The organism is Nitrospirillum amazonense (assembly GCF_007828035.1).
Lineage (GTDB): Bacteria > Pseudomonadota > Alphaproteobacteria > Azospirillales > Azospirillaceae > Nitrospirillum > Nitrospirillum amazonense.
Genome location: NZ_VITV01000008.1, coordinates 126,302 through 144,732 on the forward strand (window position 1 = coordinate 126,302; position 18,431 = coordinate 144,732).

The 18,431-nt window shown below is 65.9% G+C and carries 16 protein-coding genes; 8 read left to right on the top strand and 8 right to left on the bottom strand.

Features of this window, described 5'->3' with window-relative positions; all coding sequences use genetic code 11:
• Positions 1-72: 72 nt before the first annotated feature.
• A complete protein-coding gene (locus FBZ87_RS21015) occupies positions 73-1,398 on the bottom strand; it encodes a PQQ-dependent sugar dehydrogenase (protein ID WP_145612559.1) in 1,326 nt (441 codons plus the stop codon).
• Positions 1,395-1,895, bottom strand: a complete 501-nt coding sequence (locus FBZ87_RS21020) for a DUF2231 domain-containing protein (RefSeq protein WP_211107037.1) — start codon at positions 1,893-1,895, stop codon at positions 1,395-1,397. The genes FBZ87_RS21015 and FBZ87_RS21020 overlap by 4 nt, the downstream gene beginning before the upstream one ends.
• 260 nt (positions 1,896-2,155) lie before the next feature.
• On the opposite strand from FBZ87_RS21020, the gene FBZ87_RS21025 reads away from it, so the two are divergent.
• The 3 genes from FBZ87_RS21025 (at position 2,156) to FBZ87_RS21035 (ending at position 7,422) form a co-directional block, all read left to right on the top strand.
• Positions 2,156-3,856 carry a tyrosinase family protein gene (locus FBZ87_RS21025; protein WP_145612560.1) on the top strand — a complete coding sequence of 567 codons (1,701 nt, stop codon included), beginning with the start codon at positions 2,156-2,158 and terminating at the stop codon, positions 3,854-3,856.
• Positions 3,857-4,045: 189 nt separating this feature from the next.
• Positions 4,046-5,452: an ISNCY family transposase gene (locus tag FBZ87_RS21030; protein ID WP_425465736.1), complete on the top strand. Its 1,407-nt coding sequence runs from the start codon at positions 4,046-4,048 to the stop codon at positions 5,450-5,452.
• 404 nt (positions 5,453-5,856) lie between these two features.
• Positions 5,857-7,422: a M61 family metallopeptidase gene (locus FBZ87_RS21035; RefSeq protein ID WP_186454885.1), complete on the top strand. Its 1,566-nt coding sequence runs from the start codon at positions 5,857-5,859 to the stop codon at positions 7,420-7,422.
• A gap of 174 nt (positions 7,423-7,596) precedes the next feature.
• Here the strand turns inward: FBZ87_RS21035 and FBZ87_RS21040 are convergent, their stop codons facing one another.
• The 3 genes from FBZ87_RS21040 to FBZ87_RS21050 form a co-directional block, all read right to left on the bottom strand.
• Positions 7,597-8,958: a S41 family peptidase gene (locus FBZ87_RS21040; protein ID WP_145612563.1), complete on the bottom strand. Its 1,362-nt coding sequence runs from the start codon at positions 8,956-8,958 to the stop codon at positions 7,597-7,599.
• A gap of 99 nt (positions 8,959-9,057) precedes the next feature.
• Complete coding sequence (locus tag FBZ87_RS21045) at positions 9,058-9,543, bottom strand: TspO/MBR family protein (RefSeq protein ID WP_145612564.1); 486 nt, start codon at positions 9,541-9,543, stop codon at positions 9,058-9,060.
• A gap of 126 nt (positions 9,544-9,669) precedes the next feature.
• Positions 9,670-10,728: a DUF5700 domain-containing putative Zn-dependent protease gene (locus tag FBZ87_RS21050; RefSeq protein ID WP_145612565.1), complete on the bottom strand. Its 1,059-nt coding sequence runs from the start codon at positions 10,726-10,728 to the stop codon at positions 9,670-9,672.
• A 240-nt stretch (positions 10,729-10,968) separates the two neighbouring features.
• Here FBZ87_RS21050 and FBZ87_RS21055 point away from each other — a divergent pair, with 240 nt between their 5' ends.
• From FBZ87_RS21055 to FBZ87_RS21065, 3 genes are read left to right on the top strand one after another with little or no spacing between them, the layout of a single operon-like run.
• Entirely contained in the window at positions 10,969-12,285 is a 1,317-nt protein-coding gene (locus FBZ87_RS21055) for an ethanolamine ammonia-lyase subunit EutB (protein ID WP_246134529.1), read from the top strand.
• Positions 12,285-13,070 (top strand): ethanolamine ammonia-lyase subunit EutC, encoded by a 786-nt coding sequence (gene eutC / locus FBZ87_RS21060; protein WP_145612567.1) that lies wholly within the window; start codon positions 12,285-12,287, stop codon positions 13,068-13,070. The genes FBZ87_RS21055 and eutC overlap by 1 nt, the downstream gene beginning before the upstream one ends.
• Before the next feature lie 14 nt (positions 13,071-13,084).
• Positions 13,085-13,960: a carboxylesterase family protein gene (locus tag FBZ87_RS21065; RefSeq protein ID WP_186454886.1), complete on the top strand. Its 876-nt coding sequence runs from the start codon at positions 13,085-13,087 to the stop codon at positions 13,958-13,960.
• Here FBZ87_RS21065 and FBZ87_RS21070 read toward each other — a convergent pair.
• On the bottom strand, positions 13,932-14,579 hold the full coding sequence (locus FBZ87_RS21070) for a TetR/AcrR family transcriptional regulator (protein WP_145612569.1): 648 nt from the start codon (positions 14,577-14,579) through the stop codon (positions 13,932-13,934). The two genes, FBZ87_RS21065 and FBZ87_RS21070, sit on opposite strands and share 29 nt — an antisense overlap.
• 360 nt (positions 14,580-14,939) lie before the next feature.
• On the opposite strand from FBZ87_RS21070, the gene FBZ87_RS21075 reads away from it, so the two are divergent.
• The gene (locus FBZ87_RS21075) at positions 14,940-15,716 is read left to right on the top strand and encodes a cyclase family protein (RefSeq protein WP_145612570.1); all 777 of its coding nucleotides are present in this window, start codon (positions 14,940-14,942) and stop codon (positions 15,714-15,716) included.
• A 12-nt stretch (positions 15,717-15,728) separates the two neighbouring features.
• On the opposite strand, the gene FBZ87_RS21080 is transcribed toward FBZ87_RS21075, so the two are convergent.
• The gene (locus tag FBZ87_RS21080) at positions 15,729-16,529 is read right to left on the bottom strand and encodes an AraC family transcriptional regulator (protein WP_145612571.1); all 801 of its coding nucleotides are present in this window, start codon (positions 16,527-16,529) and stop codon (positions 15,729-15,731) included.
• A gap of 199 nt (positions 16,530-16,728) precedes the next feature.
• On the opposite strand from FBZ87_RS21080, the gene FBZ87_RS21085 reads away from it, so the two are divergent.
• Positions 16,729-17,946 carry an MFS transporter gene (locus FBZ87_RS21085; protein WP_145612572.1) on the top strand — a complete coding sequence of 406 codons (1,218 nt, stop codon included), beginning with the start codon at positions 16,729-16,731 and terminating at the stop codon, positions 17,944-17,946.
• 4 nt (positions 17,947-17,950) lie between these two features.
• On the opposite strand, the gene FBZ87_RS21090 is transcribed toward FBZ87_RS21085, so the two are convergent.
• Positions 17,951-18,421, bottom strand: coding sequence for a hypothetical protein (locus FBZ87_RS21090; RefSeq protein ID WP_145612573.1), 471 nt, complete (start codon positions 18,419-18,421; stop codon positions 17,951-17,953).
• Positions 18,422-18,431 lie beyond the last annotated feature (10 nt).

Sequence of the window (18,431 nt, forward strand, 5' to 3'; positions counted from 1 at the left end):
GCACGGCTGGGCGATAATCCCCAGCTATGCCGCCACCCGGCCCATTTGTCGCCGCTTAACTGCGGGCCGTGGCTATTGCGCCGTCACCCGCCAGACCGTGTTGCCCACGTCGTCGGCGATCAGCAGGGCCCCGGTCTTGTCCACCGCCAGGCCCACAGGGCGGCCGTGGGCCTTGCCGTCCTGGTCCAGAAAGCCCGTGACCACATCCACCGGCTGACCATTGGGCTGGCCGTTGCTGAACGGTATGAAAATCACTTTGTATCCATTTGGAATCCTTCGATTCCAGCTGCCATGCTCACCCACGAAGGCGCCGCCCTGGTAGGTGCCGGGCAGAGTGCTTCCGGTGTAAAAGACCATGCCCAGGGGGGCAACGTGGGTGCTGAGGGCGTAGTCCGGCACGATGGCGCGGGCGACCAGATCGGGGCGCTGCGGCTTCACCCGCGGGTCGACGTTCTGACCGTAATAGCTGTAGGGCCACCCGTAGAAGCCGCCATCCTTCACCGAGGTCATGTAGTCCGGCACCAAATTGGGGCCCAGTTCGTCACGCTCGTTCACCACCGCCCACAGGGTGCCGGTCTGCGGTTCCCAGCTCAGGCCGTTGGGATTGCGCAGGCCATCGGCGTAGATGCGCCAGCGGCCGGTGGCGCGGTCCACCTCCCAGATGGCGGCTCGGTTCTTCTCCGCTTCGATGCCGTTTTCGGTGATGTTGCTGTTGGATCCGACCCCAACATAGAGCCGCGTGCCATCCTGGCTGGCCACCAGGCTTTTGGTCCAATGGTGGTCGATGGGGCCGCCGGGCAGGGGCGTCAGGGTGGTGCCCTCCGCCGTGATCTGGGTGTCGCCCTCGGTGTAGGGGTAGCGGATGATGGCGTCGGTGTCGGCCACGTACAGGTCGTTGCCCACCAGGGCCACGCCGAAGGGGGAATTCAGGTGGTCCAGGAACACGCTTTGGGACTCCGGCACGCCGTCGCCGTCGGCATCGCGCAACAAGGTAATGCGGTTGCTGTCCTTGGTTTCACCGCCGGACGTGGCCAGCGCTTCCACCCAATGCATGATCAGGTCCTTGGGGCGCTTGATGGGTTCACCCTTGGGCGCCACGGATTCGACCACCAGCACGTCGCCATTCGGCAGCACGGTGAGGGATCGGGGATGATGCAGCCCAGTGGCCATGGCCTGGATCTTCAACCCTTGGGCGACGGCCGGCTTCTCGCCATCCTTCCAGCCGACGACCTTGGCCACCTTCATGGGCGGCAGCAGGTATTGCTGCTGCTTGGGCAGGGTGGGGTTGGCGCCGATCTGGGCATTGGGATCCGTGCCCTTGCTGCCGTCGTCGCAGGCGCTCAGGGCAAAGGCGGCCACACTGGCCAGGGCCAGCAGGCGTAGGACATGCCGCTTCATGGCCGCACCTCCACCACCCGGCGGCGGTAGACCAGCACCGACCAGCCGATCCAGTTGCTGGTCAGCACGACGATCAGCACCAGCGCCGACAGGATCAGTCCCTGCGGCACGACGGAGGTCCAGGCGTCGCGGCTGTGCACGAAACAGTTCAGGATGGCCAGGCCCAACGCCACCAGGTTGCCCAGCACATGCGGCCAGATGGGCGCCTGGGTGACGACATAGCGGCGCTGCCCCAGATCCACCAAGCCGGCGACCAGCGCCAGGCACCCCAGCACCACGCCGGCGAACAGCAACCAGGCGGAAAAGTCCGCCCACATCATTTCCGCCGTGCCCCAGTAGGCGACATCGGTGAAGAAGGCGCCGACAAAACAGACGCTGGGGAAGGGGACCAGCATGGGATAAAGGGGGTGGCGCACAACCTCGGTGGTCGTGCTTTCCACGGTGGTCAGGTGCACCGGCGTCCCCTGGACCGTCGATCGCGTGATGTCACTGGGCATGGCCGCTCCTCTCCATAATCTTCCCCGCGCCTTCAACCCCTTAGGCGTCGGCGTGGTTCCGGAGGGCGCGCGGGTGCCGCTTTTGGGTACGCGTAAAAAGAGTATATCTTCGGGATTGGTAATAGCCCGCAGACCGTCATTATCCGCAGGAACGCTCAGATTTTGGCCATTTATCCACTATTAATACGTGCATATCCATAGTGACAAAGCCCGCAAGCGGGGATAAGAGTCGCGCATCGATTTCACCCAGGGGTTGTGAAATGCGCATCATCCCATCTTCGCGGGCCGCCCGTCGTCTGATCGGCACGGCGGCCCTGGCCATCACCACGGCATTCGCCGTCCCGTCCCTGTCCAATGCCGAGGTAAACGCGGAGGCGGCCAAGTCTCCGGGCGGCATCCGCCTCAGTTGGCAGGACTTCGCCAAGGATCCGGCCAAGGTCGCCAGCCTGCGCAAGGCCGTGGCCGTCATGAAATCCCGCAACAGCGCGGACCACACCAGCGCCGTGTACCGCACCAGCTGGGAGTATTGGGCCAACATCCACGGCTATTTCGGCCCGGATTCGCCTTTCGGTACGGTGGCCGAGAACATGCAGGGGCTGCCGCAGCAGTATCTGGTCTATTTCAAGGGCATCCAGGACACGAGCCCGCCGGACCAGGTGGCCAAGGACGTGTGGGCGAATTGCCAGCACGGGACGCCCTGGTTTTTCGCCTGGCACCGCCTGTACCTGCTGTATTTCGAGAAGCAGTTGCAGGCGGCCGCGGGCGACCCGACCTTGCGCCTGCCGTACTGGGACTATAGCAACCCGGCCCAACTGGCCATGCCGGCAGCCTTCATCGACAAGACCTATGTCGACGGCTCCGGCAAGACCCAGCCGAACCCGCTGTACGAAGCCCGTCGCGCGCCCGGCTGGCTGACGGGCAAGGCCACGCTGAACGGCAACTCCACCAATATCAATTCCGCGCTGAAGCTGAAGCAGTTCACTGCCTACCAGAACTATATCGAGGGCAGGGTGCACGGCTATGTCCACTGCACCGTGGGTGTGACCTGCCCGGTGGTGGACATGGGGTCGGTGCCCTATTCCTCCAACGATCCGGTGTTCTGGTCGCATCACGCCAACATAGACCGGATGTGGAGCTGCTGGAGCAACATCAGCGGCCACCAGAACCCGGACACCGATGCCTTCCTGAACCAGCCCTATTCCTTCGTCGACACCAACGGCAAGGAATTCACGGTAACGGTCCGCGACCTGTTCAACGGCACCATTGTCGACTACAAATATGAACAGGAAACGAACTGCGCCCGCGGCGCCGGCGAGACGCTGGTCGCCAGTGCCGGTCCGACGGTCGCGCTGGCCGCCGCGGCGGTGAAGGCCGCCGACCAGCCGCCGAACCCGTTGCCGCCAAACCCTTTGCCGCCCAATGGGGCCCCCAATGCGCCAGCCACCGAAAGCCTGCTTGCGGAGCCCCAGCCATTGAACGCGCCCTCCCAGCCGCTTGCCCTGACCCAGGCCAAGACCAAGGTGAAGATCACCATGCCCCAGGGCGGTGAGAAGGCGCGGTTGCAGGCGTTCGCGCTGGTCCCACAAAACGCGGCGGCCACCGAGACCCATCTGATCCTGGAGGGCATCAGCTACAAGGCGCACCCCGGCACCATGTTCGACGTGTTCCTGGAGAACAGCAAGGACCCCAAGAAGCGGGTGCAGGTGGGCACCATCAGCTTCTTCAGCCTGTCGGGCGCCGCCGCCGCCAAACATGCCGAGCACCAGCCCCCCAAGACCGACGACTTCGACGTCACCGACGCCCTGCGCGAGGTCGCCGGCGGCAAGGCCAGCCTGTCCGATGTGACCGTCAGCTTCGAAGCCACCACCGGCCGCGAGGGCACGGGTGAGAAGCCAACGATGAACGCCGACGCCGGCCTGACGATCCAGAAGATCAGCCTGATGGTGCAGCCGGCGCAGTGATCCTGGACCGCATGAGCTGACGTGCCTGGAAGGGACCGCCGGAAACGGGGTCCCTTCCAATGGCATGAGGTCTTTTCCATAAGATTGATTATCGGTTTTCCGTATGTAGGCGCAAAGTTAAAATGTCAGGCCTGTGCAAAGTAGAACTGTCAGTCTTCCGGTTGGCTGTGTCCGACGTGGGAGGCTGCGGTGGGCTGGGTCGTGATGAGCGACCGGGATGTTCGTCGGGTTGAGGTGCTGTCTGATGTTGTGGGTGGCCGGCTGACAGCTGGCTCAGCGGCAGCTGTTCTGGGCTTGAGCGAGCGTCAGGTATGGCGGTTGCTGGGCCGGTATCGGTCAGGCGGTGGTGGTGCCATCGTGCACCAGGCGCGAGGGCGGCCGTCGAACAGTCAGCTGGGTGCTGGGTTGCGTGAGTTGGCGCTGGAGTTGGTGCGGCGGCACTACGCGGATTTTGGTCCGACGCTGGCGGCGGAGCAATTGGCGGAGCGTCATGGGCTGGCTGTGTCGCGGGAGACGCTGCGGGGGTGGATGTCCGCGGCGGGGTTGTGGGTGTCGCGGCATCAGCGGCGTCAGTTTCACCGCCCTCGCCTGCGCCGGGAGCGCTTGGGCGAACTGGTTCAGATCGATGGCAGCGAGCATCGGTGGTTTGAGGACCGGGCGGGCCCGTGCAGCCTGTTGGTGTTCATCGACGATGCGACGGGCCGGTTGATGGAACTGCGGTTCGCGGCGTCGGAGAGCGCGTTCAGCTACTTCGCGGCGCTGGAGGGGTATGTGACGCGGCATGGGCGGCCGGTGGCGTTTTACTCCGACAAGCACACGGTGTTCCGGGTGGCGAAGGCGGAGGCGCGGACGGGGCAAGGGATGACGCAGTTCGGTCGGGCCTTGGCGGAGTTGGGGATCGAGATTCTGTGCGCGAACTCCAGCCAGGCGAAGGGGCGGGTTGAGCGGGTGAACCGGACGCTGCAGGACCGGCTGGTGAAGGAGTTGCGGCTGGCGGGGATCAGTGACATGGCGGCGGGGAATGCCTTCCTGCCCGGGTTCATGGAGCGGTTCAACGGGCGGTTTGCGGTGGCCCCTGCGCGGCCGGAGGATGTGCACTGTCCGCTGACGGTGTCGGCGGAGCGGCTGCGGGACATTCTGTGCTGGCGGGAGCGGCGGTATGTGGGGCGGCAGCTGACGCTGTCGTATGAGCGGCGGCGGGTGATGCTGGCGGAGACGGCGGTGACGCGGGTCCTGGTGGGTCAGTATGTGGACAGCTACGCCTTTGCGGACGGTCGGCTGGAGTTCCGCTGGCAGGGAGTGGCCCTGCCCTACACCGCGTTTGACAAGAACCAGCGGGTGAGCCACGCGGCGGTGGTTGAGAACAAGCGGCTGTCGGCGGTGCTGGCCGAGATCCGGGAGACGCAGGACGCGATGCCGGCACCGAAGGTCCAGACCAACAGCGAGCGCGTTGGTTACGTCAAGACCGGGGACAAACCGGGGCGTAAGCGGAGGTTGCCGGGGCGCCTTGCGGGGGTAGGCCGGTCCGCTGCGCCTTCGGCTCCGCTGCCCGCCCTACCCCCAGCACTGACAGTTCTACTTTGCGGGACACCCTGACACTTCTATCCGGTTGAAACACCGTATGTAGGCGGGGGGGTGGACTCAAAAACGAAGTGCGACTTTCCTTGGTTATCAGGGCTTTGCCAGGAGTTTCCCACGGGATTGCACTGGCGAAGAGTGGTAGTGAGAGATCTGGCAGGTTCAGGAAGGCAGAAAGATGCTCGATAGCGCTTCCCATGATAATTTGTAAGATAAGATTCCTTATGGCAGGAGCAGAGCCTATGCGGAGGAAACGAAGGGCGACCGGGGTCAAGCTGTTTTCCAGCTTCATAGGAATCGCGCTCTTCGCTGTGTTAGGGACAAGCAGCGCCTCGACAGCAGTATCGTCCCTCCCCTCAATCACTTATACGATATCTCCGAAAGCCGATGCCGGTCAGTTAACCGGAATATTAGTAGAGGTCATGTTGCCGATCGGCGCGACGGGTGACGTTGTTCTTAACTTACCTGAAGAATGGGGCGGTACTGACAAGCTCTACCGATATCTTTCACCCATCAATGTAATCGGAGGGTCGATTGTAGCGCTGTCACAAACACACCTTAAGGTTTCGGCCCCGCCGGGCCGGAGCGTCACACTGCGCTATGCTGTATCCAGTGCCTATGACCACGAGCCGAATGCGAAGGATGCCATCCTCACGGCCGGACCTATGATCCGCTCGGACTGGTTCACCGGCATGGGCGACCAATTTATCGTCGGCCTCAAGGACCGCGACACCGCGCCGGCAACGGTACGCTGGAAAGGCTGGCCGAAAAGTTGGGTGACGGTATCGAGTGAGGATGCCCGCGTCTCAACTGTCGCCGATGTAATCGGCGCCAGCTTCATCGCCGGACGGGAGGTCATGATACGGAGCCGTCCGATCAGCGGAGGCACGCTTCGCTTCATAAGTCACGGTTCTTTTGAATGGAATGTCGATGCGTATGCTGATCGCGTAGCGCGGACGATCGATGCCGAGCGCAGATTCTGGGGTGGCATCTCGGGCAACTACACAGTGACCATGATCGGCTTGGCGCCATCGCTGGGGTTCAGTTCGTCCGGGGGCACAGGTCGAAACCACGGCTTCGTCCAATATGCCTCTCCGGATACGCAGATGCCCGTCCTTGAGCGGAATATAGCGCACGAACATATGCATAACTGGATACCGCGCCAAGTCGGAGAGATGCCAGACACGGATGGCGAGGCATCAGTCTATTGGTTCAGCGAGGGGTTCACTGATTTTTATACAGGAAGGACGCTGTTACGCTCAGGTCTGTGGTCACCGGAGCAGTTTACGGACAACCTAAACGAAGTCATCACCCGCCTCGCAACGTCGAAAGCTCGCAACTACACCAACGCCCAAGCGGCGAAAGAGGCATGGTCGGATCAGGACGTGCACCAACTCGCCTATGATCGCGGGCAACTGTTTGCGTTCCTGCTTGACCATGCATTACGGCAGGCTGGAAAGCGCGGACTGGACAGTGTCATGCTTCTAATGCGCGACCGCTGGCAGGCTGCGCCCGCGAACGCCAAACCGCCCGTGATCGCAAATCTGCTCTCCGCTGCCGATGCCGTTGCCTTCGATATGCGGCCGATGCTCGCAAAGTACATTGATGCGGGCGAAACGATCACATTGCCGGCGGACCTCTTCGCCAATTGTGCCACGATCGCGGATGTGAAACTGGCGGAGTTCGACCTTGGCTACGATCGCGTAGCTACGGGAAAAAGCGGTGGCGTGTTTGCCGGGGTTCAGCCGGATGGTCCTGCCTATGCCGCCGGACTGCGCGACGGTATGGTCAGATTGGCAAAGTTGAGCGGAACGATGGGCGTCTCGACAACAGCCTGGAGTTTCCGTGTTCGCGACGGTGCCAGTGAGCGGGTCATCACCTACTATCCAAGGGGCAAGAAGCTCATTGACGGTCAGGAGATGCGCCTAACGGCATCGCTCTCCCCCTCCCAACGCAAGCAGTGCGCGCTATCTATGAGCGGTGCCTGATTGCATGGGGCTCCCGTTTGGGAACGACGATGCGACCTACGTGACCTGGCAGGTCGATGCCCTGGTCGGGCGGCAGGAGATCACGCGCGTGCATGATGAGGGTCTTCCGTCGCTAGGCTCCCGGCACCCGCGTGGCGCCCGCCGCCGGGCGCGTGCTTGACCGCGGCGGGGCATTTACTCCCGCACGCACTCATAGGCGCCATTGGAAATGGCCGTGATGTTGTCCACGGTTACCAGCACGCTGCTGCGATAGCCGGCGGGGCAGACGGCCATGATCCGCCAGCCGCCGGGCGGCGTGGCCCTGGTGGCCAGGGTCTGGCCGCTGTCTAGCGTGTCCAGGCGCAGCGTGGTCGGGTTGGTGCTGCGGCGCTGTTCCAGGGTGATGGGCTGGGGACAGACGTTGGTCATGAGGCGGATGCCGGCGTCGTCCGGATCGGGCTCGGTGTGACGGCAGCGCTCCGCCTGCGGCAGCGTCGCCTGTCCCAGATCCCAGGGCGTGGCCGTCGTGTCCGGAGGAGGGCGCCGCTCGGGCGGCAGCGTGGTTGTCAGGGCGAAGTCCGGGTTCTCCCGCGCCGTGGACCAATCAGCGCGGATCAGGTCATAAGCCGTGGCCTTTTCTCGCCCCGGTTCCGTCGCCACGTCGGGTCGCACCCCCACCCCTTCCCAGCCCTCGCCGCCATCCGGCGCCCGCAGCAGCTTGGTGGGCAGGAACAGCGACAGGCCGCCGGGCAGATCTTCCAAATGGCCGGCGATGCCCGCACCGGCCGTCGTCTGGCCTACGATGGTGGCGCGCCCCGCCCGCTGCAGGCCGAAGGCGAACCCCTCCGCCGCCGATCCGGTATGAGCATCGACCAGGATGTAGAGCTTGGCGTCGGCCAGACGGCGGCCGGGAACGTAGCCGTAGGTCCACTCCTGTTCCTCACGGGCCGGATCGCGGTGTACCCCCCTGACCAGCAGGCGCTCCTGCCCCAGGGGGAAGAAGTAGGTCGCCAGGAACACCCCGATTTCGCCATTACCGCCGCCGTTGCCGCGCACATCGATGATGACGTAATGCGACCGGGCGGCAAGCGCCATGGCGGCGGCGGCGCTGGCGAAGCCGGCCTCATTGGCCGTCCACGGGCCTGGCGAGCGGATGGTCGTGACCGGAAGGTCGGGATCGACGGTAACGGCGGCGATGCCGTGGTAGGGGCCGGCCACCACCTCCTCCGTGCCCGGGCCGTCGCCAGGGGTAGCGTCGCACCGTACGCTCAGATGCAGGTCGGCATGCTCGGCCCGCAAATCCTCGGTCAGCCTCTTGGCCAAAGGGCACGGCGCCTGCCCATCATAGCGCCCGGCCTTCAGCCCGCGCGCCAGCACCTTTCCGTATCGCGCGGAAATGTCGGGCAGAGGATAATGGTCGCGCAGCAGGCGGCTGATGGTCGCCACCGCATCCGCCACCTGCCCATGATCAAGCGGCGCCGGCCCGGCATCGGCGGCCCCAACCGCCGTACTGATCAGCAGGCAGGCACCGGCAAGAAGCGTCAGGGCGCGTGACATGGGACGACGGGCGATCCAGGGTGAGGAAACGCCCCCATCCTATTGATGGTGCAAGATTCGTCACCCCTTATGCGACCAGTGGCGAATTTGTCGCACATCTCAGTTCAGGAGATAGATCCCGGCGTTCAGCGCGGAGGCGAAGGCGACCCAGGCGGCATAGGGCAGGAACAGCAGGGCGGCGATCCGGTCGCTGCGCCAGGCTGTGGCGATGAAGGCCAGGATGGTGACCAGCAGCAACAGGATGACGGCCAGCGCCAGCCCCGTCAGGTGGGCGGCGAAGAAGATGGGCGACCAGCAGAAGTTCAGCAGCATCTGGATCCACCAAAGCCGCATGGGCCGGCTGTCCCTGTCCCGCTGCCATGCCACCCATCCGGCGATGGCGATCAGCACATAGAGGGTGGTCCAGGCGGGCGCGAACACCCAATTGGGCGGCGTGAAACCAGGCTTCGCCAAGCGCAGGTACCACAGGCCGGGCACCGTCAGGTAGCCGATGGCAAGGCCTATGCCCAGCACCAGGACGACGAAGAGGATGAGGGCCCGGGAAACCGACGATGGCGCCGGCGGTTCATCCTCATAGGGCGTCATGGGCGCTTTCCCTAAATGATGTCTACCCAACGGTGTCTACCAAGGCATTGGTACACAATAACTTCGCGACTGTCGCGCCCGTTCCATGCGCCCCGTTCGATGCCTGGTTTGTCAGGGGCCTAGTGGTCAGGCCCCCTGCAGCCGTTTCAGCAGATCCGGCGACCAGGTAGCCAGCCGGGCGCCGTGCGCGTTGGCCTCCTGCGCCACCTGGTTATAAAGCTCCAGCAGCTTGCGCGGGTCGAGCAGGCAATCGTTGAAGGCCGCACGGCCGAAACGCTTCTCCACCAGCACGGCCATTTCATAACCCACGGTGTACCAGGCGCCTTGGGCATCGCCCCAGAAGGGTGCCGCGCGCTTCATGATGTCCGCGTCCTGGGTCAGCTTGTCGTCCAGGATGTCCAGCAACAACTGCTGGACGGCCTCAAGGTCGGTGGCGAAGCGCTGCATGTCGCCGTCCCACCTAGCGCGGACGGGGGCATCGTCCTCCCAGTGGGGGTGCCGGTCGGCGCCGGCGGCGGCCAGCATGGCCTCCCCCTCGCCGAAGGCGCTGAGCCAGTTGACGGCGCGCTTCACATTGGCGGGCAGCCCCGCCTGCAGTTCCTCCTGCCGCGCCGCCAGGCTTTCCAGGCCGATGTGGTGGCATTCATGGGCCACCGTGTTCTCGAACTGGTCCCGCGATTGCCGGTTGACGGCCAGGAAGATGGCCGGGCCGCCGCCATCATCCGCTGCCGCAGCAGCGGGTTTTTTCCACACGAAGCTGTTGCGCTGCGGCTTGATTTCCGGAAACACCTGGGCGTGGATGCTGGCGCCGGTCGGCAGCCACGCCAGAACCCCGGCGCCCAGCCGGGCCATGTCCGCCTGTTTCATGGCGGCCAGGGTCGATGCCCAACCCAACCGCTGCTCCGCCGCTTCCGGCGACAACAGGAAGCGCTGGAAATCCTCATCGGAAAGGGGTCGTCCCATCGCGGCCTCCCGCGCCTTCAGCCACTGATAGGGCCGGGTCGCGAACAAGCGGTTCCAATCCGCCGTGGTGACCGGCTCATGCGCCGCGCTCTTGTCCAGGATGCGCAGGGCCTCGTCCGCCTCCGACGTGTCGAGTGCCAGCGCCACCGGCGCCTGGGCCATGGCCGTGCCAGCCAGGAAAAGCCACGCCCCGACGATGGCGGAATACATCGATCCGTTCATGCCCTGCCTCCCTCCAGTCCAGGGCCAAAAATACCAGGATGCGGTTCGGCGCCCCAGACCGCTTGCCGGTGCCCGGTTGGGGCCACTCGTCACGCGGCCACCTTCTCCACGTCGGCATTCGATGTCATGATCGGGCCCGCCGTGAACCCGTGTGAGGGAGATGTGGGCTTGGTTGGACGCGCGCCGTACCGCATCGCCTTGGGCGCCCGAACCTGGACATTCGCCGACCTCAAGGATCTGATGGCCAAGGCGACGCCCCCCCGATCGGGCGACCGGCTGGCCGGTATCGCCGCCCAGTCGGCCGAGGAAAACGTGGCGGCCAAGATGTGTCTGGCCGACCTGCCGCTGAAAACTTTCCTGACCGAGGCCCTGGTGCCCTATGAGGAGGATGAAGTCACCCGCCTGATCCTGGACCGGCACGACGCGGCGGCCTTTGCCCCGGTGTCGCACCTGACGGTCGGCGGCTTCCGCGACTACCTGCTGTCGGACCAGGCGACGACGGACGCGCTGGCTGCGCTCGCCCCCGGCCTGACGCCGGAGATGGCGGCGGCCGTGTCCAAGATCATGCGCAACCAGGACCTGATCCTGGCGGCGCGCAAATGCACGGTCGTCACCCGCTTCCGCAACACCATCGGCCTGCCGGGCACGCTGGCCGTGCGGCTGCAGCCCAACCACCCGGCGGACGACCCCGCCGGCGTGGCGGCCAGCATCCTGGACGGCCTGCTCTATGGCTGCGGCGACGCCGTCATCGGCCTGAACCCGGTGTCGGACAGCCTGTCGGTGCTGGCCGACCTGGCGCGCCTGATCGACGGCGTCATTCAGCGCTTCGCCATTCCGACCCAGGCCTGCATCCTGACCCATGTCACCACCAGCATCGAGCTGATGAACCGGGGCGTGCCGCTGGATCTGGTGTTCCAGTCGGTGGCGGGCACTCAGGCGGCCAACCAGGGCTTCGGCGTCAGCCTGGCCCTGCTGCGTGAGGGCATGGAAGCGGCCCAGGCGCTGAAGCGCGGCACGGTGGGTGATCATGTCATGTATTTCGAGACCGGCCAGGGCAGCGCCCTGTCCGCCGGCGCCCACCACGGCGTGGATCAGCAGACGCTGGAGGCGCGGGCCTACGCCGTGGCGCGGGAGTTCCGGCCCCTGCTGGTCAACACGGTCGTGGGCTTCATCGGGCCGGAATATCTCTATGACGGCAAACAGATCATCCGCGCCGGGCTGGAGGACCATTTCTGCGGCAAGCTGCTGGGCCTGCCGCTGGGCTGCGACGTCTGCTACACCAACCATGCCGAGGCCGACCAGGACGACATGGACACGCTGCTGACCCTGCTGGCCACGGCCGGCGTGTCCTACGTCATGGGCGTGCCGGGGGCGGACGACGTCATGCTGAACTACCAATCGACCTCCTTCCACGATGCCCTCTATGTCCGGCGCCTGCTGGGCCTGAAGCGCGCGCCGGAGTTCGAGGCCTGGCTGGCCGCCCTGGGCATCACCGGTGCCGACGGCCGGCCCCTGCCCCAGCCGCCCAGCCAGCCTTTGCTGCGGGGATGGCGCTGATGGACAAGCCGACGGTCACGCCCGACGCTTGGGCGCACCTGGCCGCTGCCACGCCGGCGCGCATCGCCCTGGGCCGCGCCGGCGACAGCCTGCCGGCGGCGGAGGTGCTGCGCTTCGCCCTGGCCCACGCCCAGGCTCGCGACGCCGTGCACACCCCGTTCGATGCCATCGGCCTGGTGGAGCAACTGGCGGCCCTGGATCTGGCGCCGGTGGCGGTGCACAGCGCCGCGCCAGACCGCGCCACCTACCTCAACCGCCCGGATCTGGGTCGCCTGCTGGATCCGGCGGGCCGGCAGGCGCTGGCGGCCTTGCCCACGACCAGTCCGGACCTGGCCATCATCATCGCCGACGGCCTGTCGGCAACGGCGGTGCACCGCCAGGCCCTGCCCCTGCTGACCGCCTTCCTGCCCTGGGTCCGGCAGGAGGGCCGGCGCCTGGCCCCGGTGGTGGTGGCGTCCCAGGCGCGGGTGGCCCTGGGCGACGCGGTGGGCCAGGCGCTGGGCGCCCGCGCCGTGGCCGTGCTGATTGGGGAGAGGCCTGGCCTGTCCGCCCCCGACAGCCTGGGCGTCTACCTTACCCTCAACCCCGCGCCCGGCCGCCTGGATGCCGAACGCAACTGCCTGTCCAACATCCGCGACGGCGGCCTGTCCCACGACCTGGCGGCCTTCAAGCTGGCCTGGCTGCTGCGCCAGGCGCTGCGCCGCCAGGTGACGGGTGTGGCCCTGAAGGATGAAAGCGACCGCTTGCTGGTCGATGGCAGCAGCCCCATGTTGCTGGCGGACTGAGGGAGAGGATGGCCGTGCTGCGGACAGGTTTGGTGGCGTTGTCGATGATGGCGCTGGCTTCAGGGGCCCAGGCGGAAGCCGGCCGCATCGAGGAACGGACCCTGCCCTACGCGCCGCTGCCGGCCGACCTCAAGGCGGTGGATGAGGTCATCAAGGCGCCGCTCAGCGACGACTTCGTGGCCAAGACCTACACCGCCCCGGACGGCCGCACGGTGCCCTATCGCCTGCTGGCCCCGGCCACGGTGGCGGCCCAGCCCATGGCCGCCAAACTGCCCCTGGTGGTGGTCCTGCACGGCTCCGGCAGCATCGGACAGGACAATGCCGGGCAGATGACCGGTTTCGCCAAAGCCTGGGCCCTGCCCGACCTGCGCCGCCGCTTCCCCGCTTATGTGGTGGTACCGCAGGTGGACGCGCGCAGCGCCGACTACGCGCCAGGCGGCGACGGCCTGTTAGCATCCCACCCCGGCGCCTCCCTGCCTGCGGTGCTGGCCTTGGTGGACGATCTGGCGGGCCGCCTGCCGGTCGACCCGGCGCGGATCTATGTCGTGGGTTTCTCCATGGGGGCGTCCGCGGCGCTGGACGCGCTGGTGGCGAAGCCCGGGCGCTTCGCCGCGGCGGTCGCCTTCTCGTCCGTGCCGCCGGACCGGGCGCAGGCCGCCGGGGTAGCGGCCGTGCCCACCCTGCAGGTGCATGGTGACCAGGACACCGAGAACCCCTACGCCCCCGACCACGCCTGGGCGGAGGCGGTGGCGGCGGCCGGCGGTGTACCCGTCTTCCTGCGTTATCAGGGGATGGAGCACCGGGTGCCGCCAGACATGATCCTGGCGCCCGGCTGGCGGGAATGGCTGTTCGCCCAGCGGCTCACGCCGGCCGTGCCGCCCCGGCCTTGACGGGCCGGCCGTAGCGGGCCAGCAGGGTCAGCACCGCCTCGTCGATCACCCGGCCCACTTCGGCATCGTCCACCACCTGGTCCGCGGCCAGGAAGGTGGGCCAGAAGATCAGGTCGTTGATCATGCCCAGGAACTGGCGCGCCGCCAGCGGCACGTCATGGATGTCCATAGTGCCGACGGCGATCTCAGACCGTAGATAGGCATGCAGGCGGTCGAGGTAGGGTGCCTTGCCCCGCAGGAACAGGGCCTGGCCAAGCTCCGGGAAACGCGGCGCCTCCGCGATGATGACGCGGAACAAGGGGCCGGTATCGGGCTGGCGCAGCTTTCCGGCATAATCGTGGCCGATGGCGGTCAGCCCGGCGGTGGGGTTGCCGGCCGGCGGCAACGGGCGCTGCAGTTCCGGATCAACCTCCCACAGCTCCTCCATGATGCCTTCGAACAGGGCGGCCTTGGTGGGAAAGTGCTTGAACAGGGTACCGGTGGAGATGCCGGCCTCCCTCGCCACATGGGCCAGGGTGGTGCGGTCGTAGCCGTGGGACAGAAAGGCCCGGCCGGCGGCGGCCAGGGCCGCCGCGCGCTTTTCGGACTTCACACGTTCCCGGTACTTTTCCACAGCCATGGCCGACACATCCCCAATTCCAGCCGCAAGCCGCCTGTATACCGGCGGTTGCGGCTGGGGTTAAGGGTACAGATGTTCCCCTTCAGAGAACGCTTTTAAAGGGGGCCATGGTCCGAATGTGGCAGGAGAGGGCCGGCGGCGAAGGCGGTAGTGTTGATGCCCAGACTGTGGCGGGTGGCGGATGAGACATGATCCATCCGGCCCATCGATAACAACGCATGGGTTTTATCGATTTTCCTTTTACCCCCGGACCCCGGTCTAATGCGGCCCCAAGACGGGAGGAATAAAGACGCCAGCGTAGCCGGGTCGTGAACCCGGGCGTTCCCGTCGTCAGTAGCGGTACAGACAGGAACCGGCAGCATGGCCCGCACCTTCATCGACATCTCCGTCACCCTCGACAACGACGTGGTGGCCGACCCGCCCTTCATGCGCCCGCATATCGAGTATCAGACGCATAAGGACACGCTGCATGAGCTGACGGTGTTCTTCCCCGATCTGGACCCCAACGATATGCCGGATGCGGAGTTCGCGGCGGCCGAGACCGTGCGCCTCTCCACCCACAACGGCACCCATCTGGATGCGCCCTGGCACTACGCCTCCACCATGAACAAGGGGCAGCGGGCGATCACCATCGATGAGGTGCCGCTGGAATGGTGCTTCAACCCCGGTGTGAAGCTGGACTTCCGCCACCTCCCAGACGGGCATGTGGTCGGCGCGGGGGAGGTTGAGGCGGAACTGGCCCGCATCGGCCATACCTTACGGCCGCTGGACATCGTGCTGGTCAACACCCGTGCCGGTTCCCGCTATGGCCATGGCGACTTCCTGGGCGCCGGTTGCGGCATGGGGCGGGAGGCGACGCTGTACCTGACGGAACGCGGCGTGCGTGTCACCGGCACCGACGCGTGGAGCTGGGACGCCCCCTTCCCCCACACCGCCAAGAAGTTCGCCGAGACAAAGGACGTCGGCCTGATCTGGGAAGGCCACAAGGCCGGCCGCGACATTGGCTATTGCCACCTGGAAAAGCTGCATAACCTTGAGGCGCTGCCCGCCACGGGCTTCACCGTCAGCTGCTTCCCCGCCAAGATCAAAGGGGCGTCGGCCGGCTGGACCCGGGCGGTGGCGATCATCGACACCTGACGCTGCTGTTCCTCATCCTCTAAGGTACCGGCTGGGCGGTACCCCCAGCAGACGCTTGAACATGCTGGTGAAGGCGGCGGGGCTGTCGTAGCCGAGATCCAGCGCCACTGTCGTCACCGCCTCGCCCGCCGCCAGCCTGGGCAGGGCCGCGAACAGGCAGGCCTGCTGGCGCCAGGCGGCGAAGCTGAGGCCTGTTTCGCGGCGGAACTGGCGGGTGAAGGCCCGGCGGCTCATGCCCAGGTCGTTGGCCCAGCCGTCGATGGTGGCGTGCGGGTCGGGATCGGCCACGAAGGCACGGCAGCGGGCCGCCAGCCGCCCGTCGGTGGGCAGGGGCATGGACAGGGGTAAGACGGGCAGCGACGGCAGCTCATGCAGCAGCAGCCCCATGATCAGGCTGCCCCGGCTTCCTTCCTTGATTTCGGCGGGCAACTCCGCCGCCTCGATCAGCAGCGCGTGGACCAGGGGGGAGATGCCGACCACTTGGCAGCGTTCCGCCCGGGGATCCAGGGCGCCTTCCTCCCGCGCCGGGGGCAGCACGGCGGGGGCGATGTACAGGCTGCGCATGGCGCCTGGGCCCGCGACCACCTCCACCTCGTGCACCACGCCGGCGGGTATCCACACCGCCCGCTCCGGTGGCACCATCCAGGTTCCCTGGGCCGTGGCCACGGTCATGACTCCGCATATACCATACAGCAACTGACAGCGGCTGTGCTGATGCGGCGGCAGGATAAAGCCCTGCGGATAATCGTTGCCCACGGCAAAAACCGGGGCTGGCAATTCCTCCAACGTCAGGGACCGGACGTTGCGCACCATGGTGTTGGCCCACTCTCACAGGAAATTGGCCTGACCCCGTAAGCGGGCCGGCGCCTTGGCGGGTAGCTTGTCCATTGCCCGCTGAAATGCAAGCCGCGTGAGCGGCGGGGACTGTGGGATGGGCGCTGTGAAAGAGGGGGGAATGTTGGTGACTCAAGCGCAAGGCGTTGTTGAATCTGGGCCGGCTTCAGGCGCGGGCATGGATGTCGGCCCGGCGGCGGCGGCCAAGGTGGGGGGTACCGTGTTCTCGGTGCTGGGGGCCATCAGCTTCTGCCATCTGCTGAACGACATGATGCAGTCCATGCTGCCGGCCATCTACCCCATCCTGAAGGGCAGCTTCGACCTCAGCTTCAGCCAGGTGGGCCTGGTGACTCTGGTCTACCAGATCACCGCCTCGCTGCTGCAGCCCTTGATCGGCCTTTACACCGACGCCAAGCCCAAGCCCTATTCCCTGTCGATCGGCATGGGCTTCACCCTGGTGGGCCTGGTGCTACTGGCGACGGCGCCCAGCTTTGTCCTGGTGCTGGCGGCGGCGGCGCTGGTGGGCACCGGTTCCTCCGTCTTTCATCCTGAATCCTCGCGCGTGGCCCGCATGGCCTCGGGCGGGCGGCACGGCCTGGCGCAGTCGCTGTTCCAGGTGGGCGGCAACGCCGGTTCCGCCTTGGGGCCCCTGCTGGCCGCCTTCATCATTGTCCCGCACGGCCGGGGCAGCATCGCCTGGTTCTCCCTGGCCGCTTTCCTGGGCATGATCGTCCTGGCCAGGATCGGCCTGTGGTACAAGCGCAACGCCAAGCCCAAGGCCGCCAAGGCGGTGAAGGAGGATCTGACCGGCCTGACGCCGCGCCAAGTGGGGCTGGCCTTCGCCATCCTGCTGGCGCTGATCTTCTCCAAGTATGTCTACCTGGCCAGCATCACCAGCTACTTCACCTTCTATCTCATCCAGACCTTCGGCGTTTCGGTGAAGGCGGCGCAGTTGCACCTGTTCATCTTCCTGGGCGCGGCCGCCGTGGGCACCATCGCCGGAGGTCCCATCGGCGACCGCTTTGGGCGCAAGCACGTCATCTGGTGGTCCATCCTGGGCGTGCTGCCCTTCACCCTGGTCCTGCCCTACGCCAACCTGTTCTGGACCAGCGTGCTCAGCGGTGTCATCGGCGTGTGCCTGGCCTCTGCCTTCCCGGCCATCGTCGTCTATGCCCAGGAACTGATGCCGGGCAAGGTCGGCACCGTGGCCGGCCTGTTCTTCGGCCTGGCCTTCGGGGTGGCCGGTGTGGCCGCCGCGGCCCTGGGCTGGTTGGCCGACCTGACCAGCATCACCACCGTTTACAAAATCTGCGCCTACCTGCCGGCCCTGGGCATCCTGACGGTATTCCTGCCGGATATCGAAGGGGCGATGAAGCGGGCGGGCCAGGCGGGGTAAGGGATTACGGTGTCTTGGCGCGCTCTATGAAATAGTCCTCGCCCTCATAGAGATAAATGGCCTTACCGTCGCCCAGGAACAATACTCGGCCGACGGGACCTTTGTCACAGGCGAGCCGCGCATCAATGACTGACCCCTTCTGAGGAATAAGATTCTTGGCGCTCTTGGGCAAGTTGCTACCAAAGAGTTTCATGACTTGGTCGCCGGGTATGGTCCGGTTGGGATAAGAGGCATTGGCGCAGGTGATTGAGAATGGATCCGTGAACGACGTCGGAGCGAAGACGAGTTTGGTTCCCACTTCCTCTGGTCGCCTGTCAGCGCAGTCTTTGCAGAGGACTTTGGTGATGGTCCAGGTCCCGAACATTTCGAGCGAGCCTTGAGTATTTCCCATCGGCCTGACATGAACACCTTCATCGGCAGTGGCGTTCGATGCTGAAGCAGTGAAAATAAGAGCAAAGGCAAGTAGCAATCTCATTGGTATCGAC

Bases quoted from the DNA above. Each gene is read 5' to 3' on its own strand.
- FBZ87_RS21090 (WP_145612573.1), bottom strand. From the start codon at position 18,421: ATGAGATTGCTACTTGCCTTTGCTCTTATTTTCACTGCTTCAGCATCG.
- FBZ87_RS21085 (WP_145612572.1), top strand. From the start codon at position 16,729: ATGGATGTCGGCCCGGCGGCGGCGGCCAAGGTGGGGGGTACCGTGTTC.
- FBZ87_RS21050 (WP_145612565.1), bottom strand. From the start codon at position 10,728: ATGAACGGATCGATGTATTCCGCCATCGTCGGGGCGTGGCTTTTCCTG.
- FBZ87_RS21075 (WP_145612570.1), top strand. From the start codon at position 14,940: ATGGCCCGCACCTTCATCGACATCTCCGTCACCCTCGACAACGACGTG.
- FBZ87_RS21080 (WP_145612571.1), bottom strand. From the start codon at position 16,529: ATGGTGCGCAACGTCCGGTCCCTGACGTTGGAGGAATTGCCAGCCCCG.
- FBZ87_RS21020 (WP_211107037.1), bottom strand. From the start codon at position 1,895: ATGCCCAGTGACATCACGCGATCGACGGTCCAGGGGACGCCGGTGCAC.
- FBZ87_RS21025 (WP_145612560.1), top strand. From the start codon at position 2,156: ATGCGCATCATCCCATCTTCGCGGGCCGCCCGTCGTCTGATCGGCACG.
- FBZ87_RS21055 (WP_246134529.1), top strand. From the start codon at position 10,969: ATGGCCAAGGCGACGCCCCCCCGATCGGGCGACCGGCTGGCCGGTATC.
- FBZ87_RS21070 (WP_145612569.1), bottom strand. From the start codon at position 14,579: ATGGCTGTGGAAAAGTACCGGGAACGTGTGAAGTCCGAAAAGCGCGCG.
- eutC (WP_145612567.1), top strand. From the start codon at position 12,285: ATGGACAAGCCGACGGTCACGCCCGACGCTTGGGCGCACCTGGCCGCT.
- FBZ87_RS21045 (WP_145612564.1), bottom strand. From the start codon at position 9,543: ATGACGCCCTATGAGGATGAACCGCCGGCGCCATCGTCGGTTTCCCGG.
- FBZ87_RS21015 (WP_145612559.1), bottom strand. From the start codon at position 1,398: ATGAAGCGGCATGTCCTACGCCTGCTGGCCCTGGCCAGTGTGGCCGCC.
- FBZ87_RS21035 (WP_186454885.1), top strand. From the start codon at position 5,857: ATGTTGCCGATCGGCGCGACGGGTGACGTTGTTCTTAACTTACCTGAA.
- FBZ87_RS21040 (WP_145612563.1), bottom strand. From the start codon at position 8,958: ATGTCACGCGCCCTGACGCTTCTTGCCGGTGCCTGCCTGCTGATCAGT.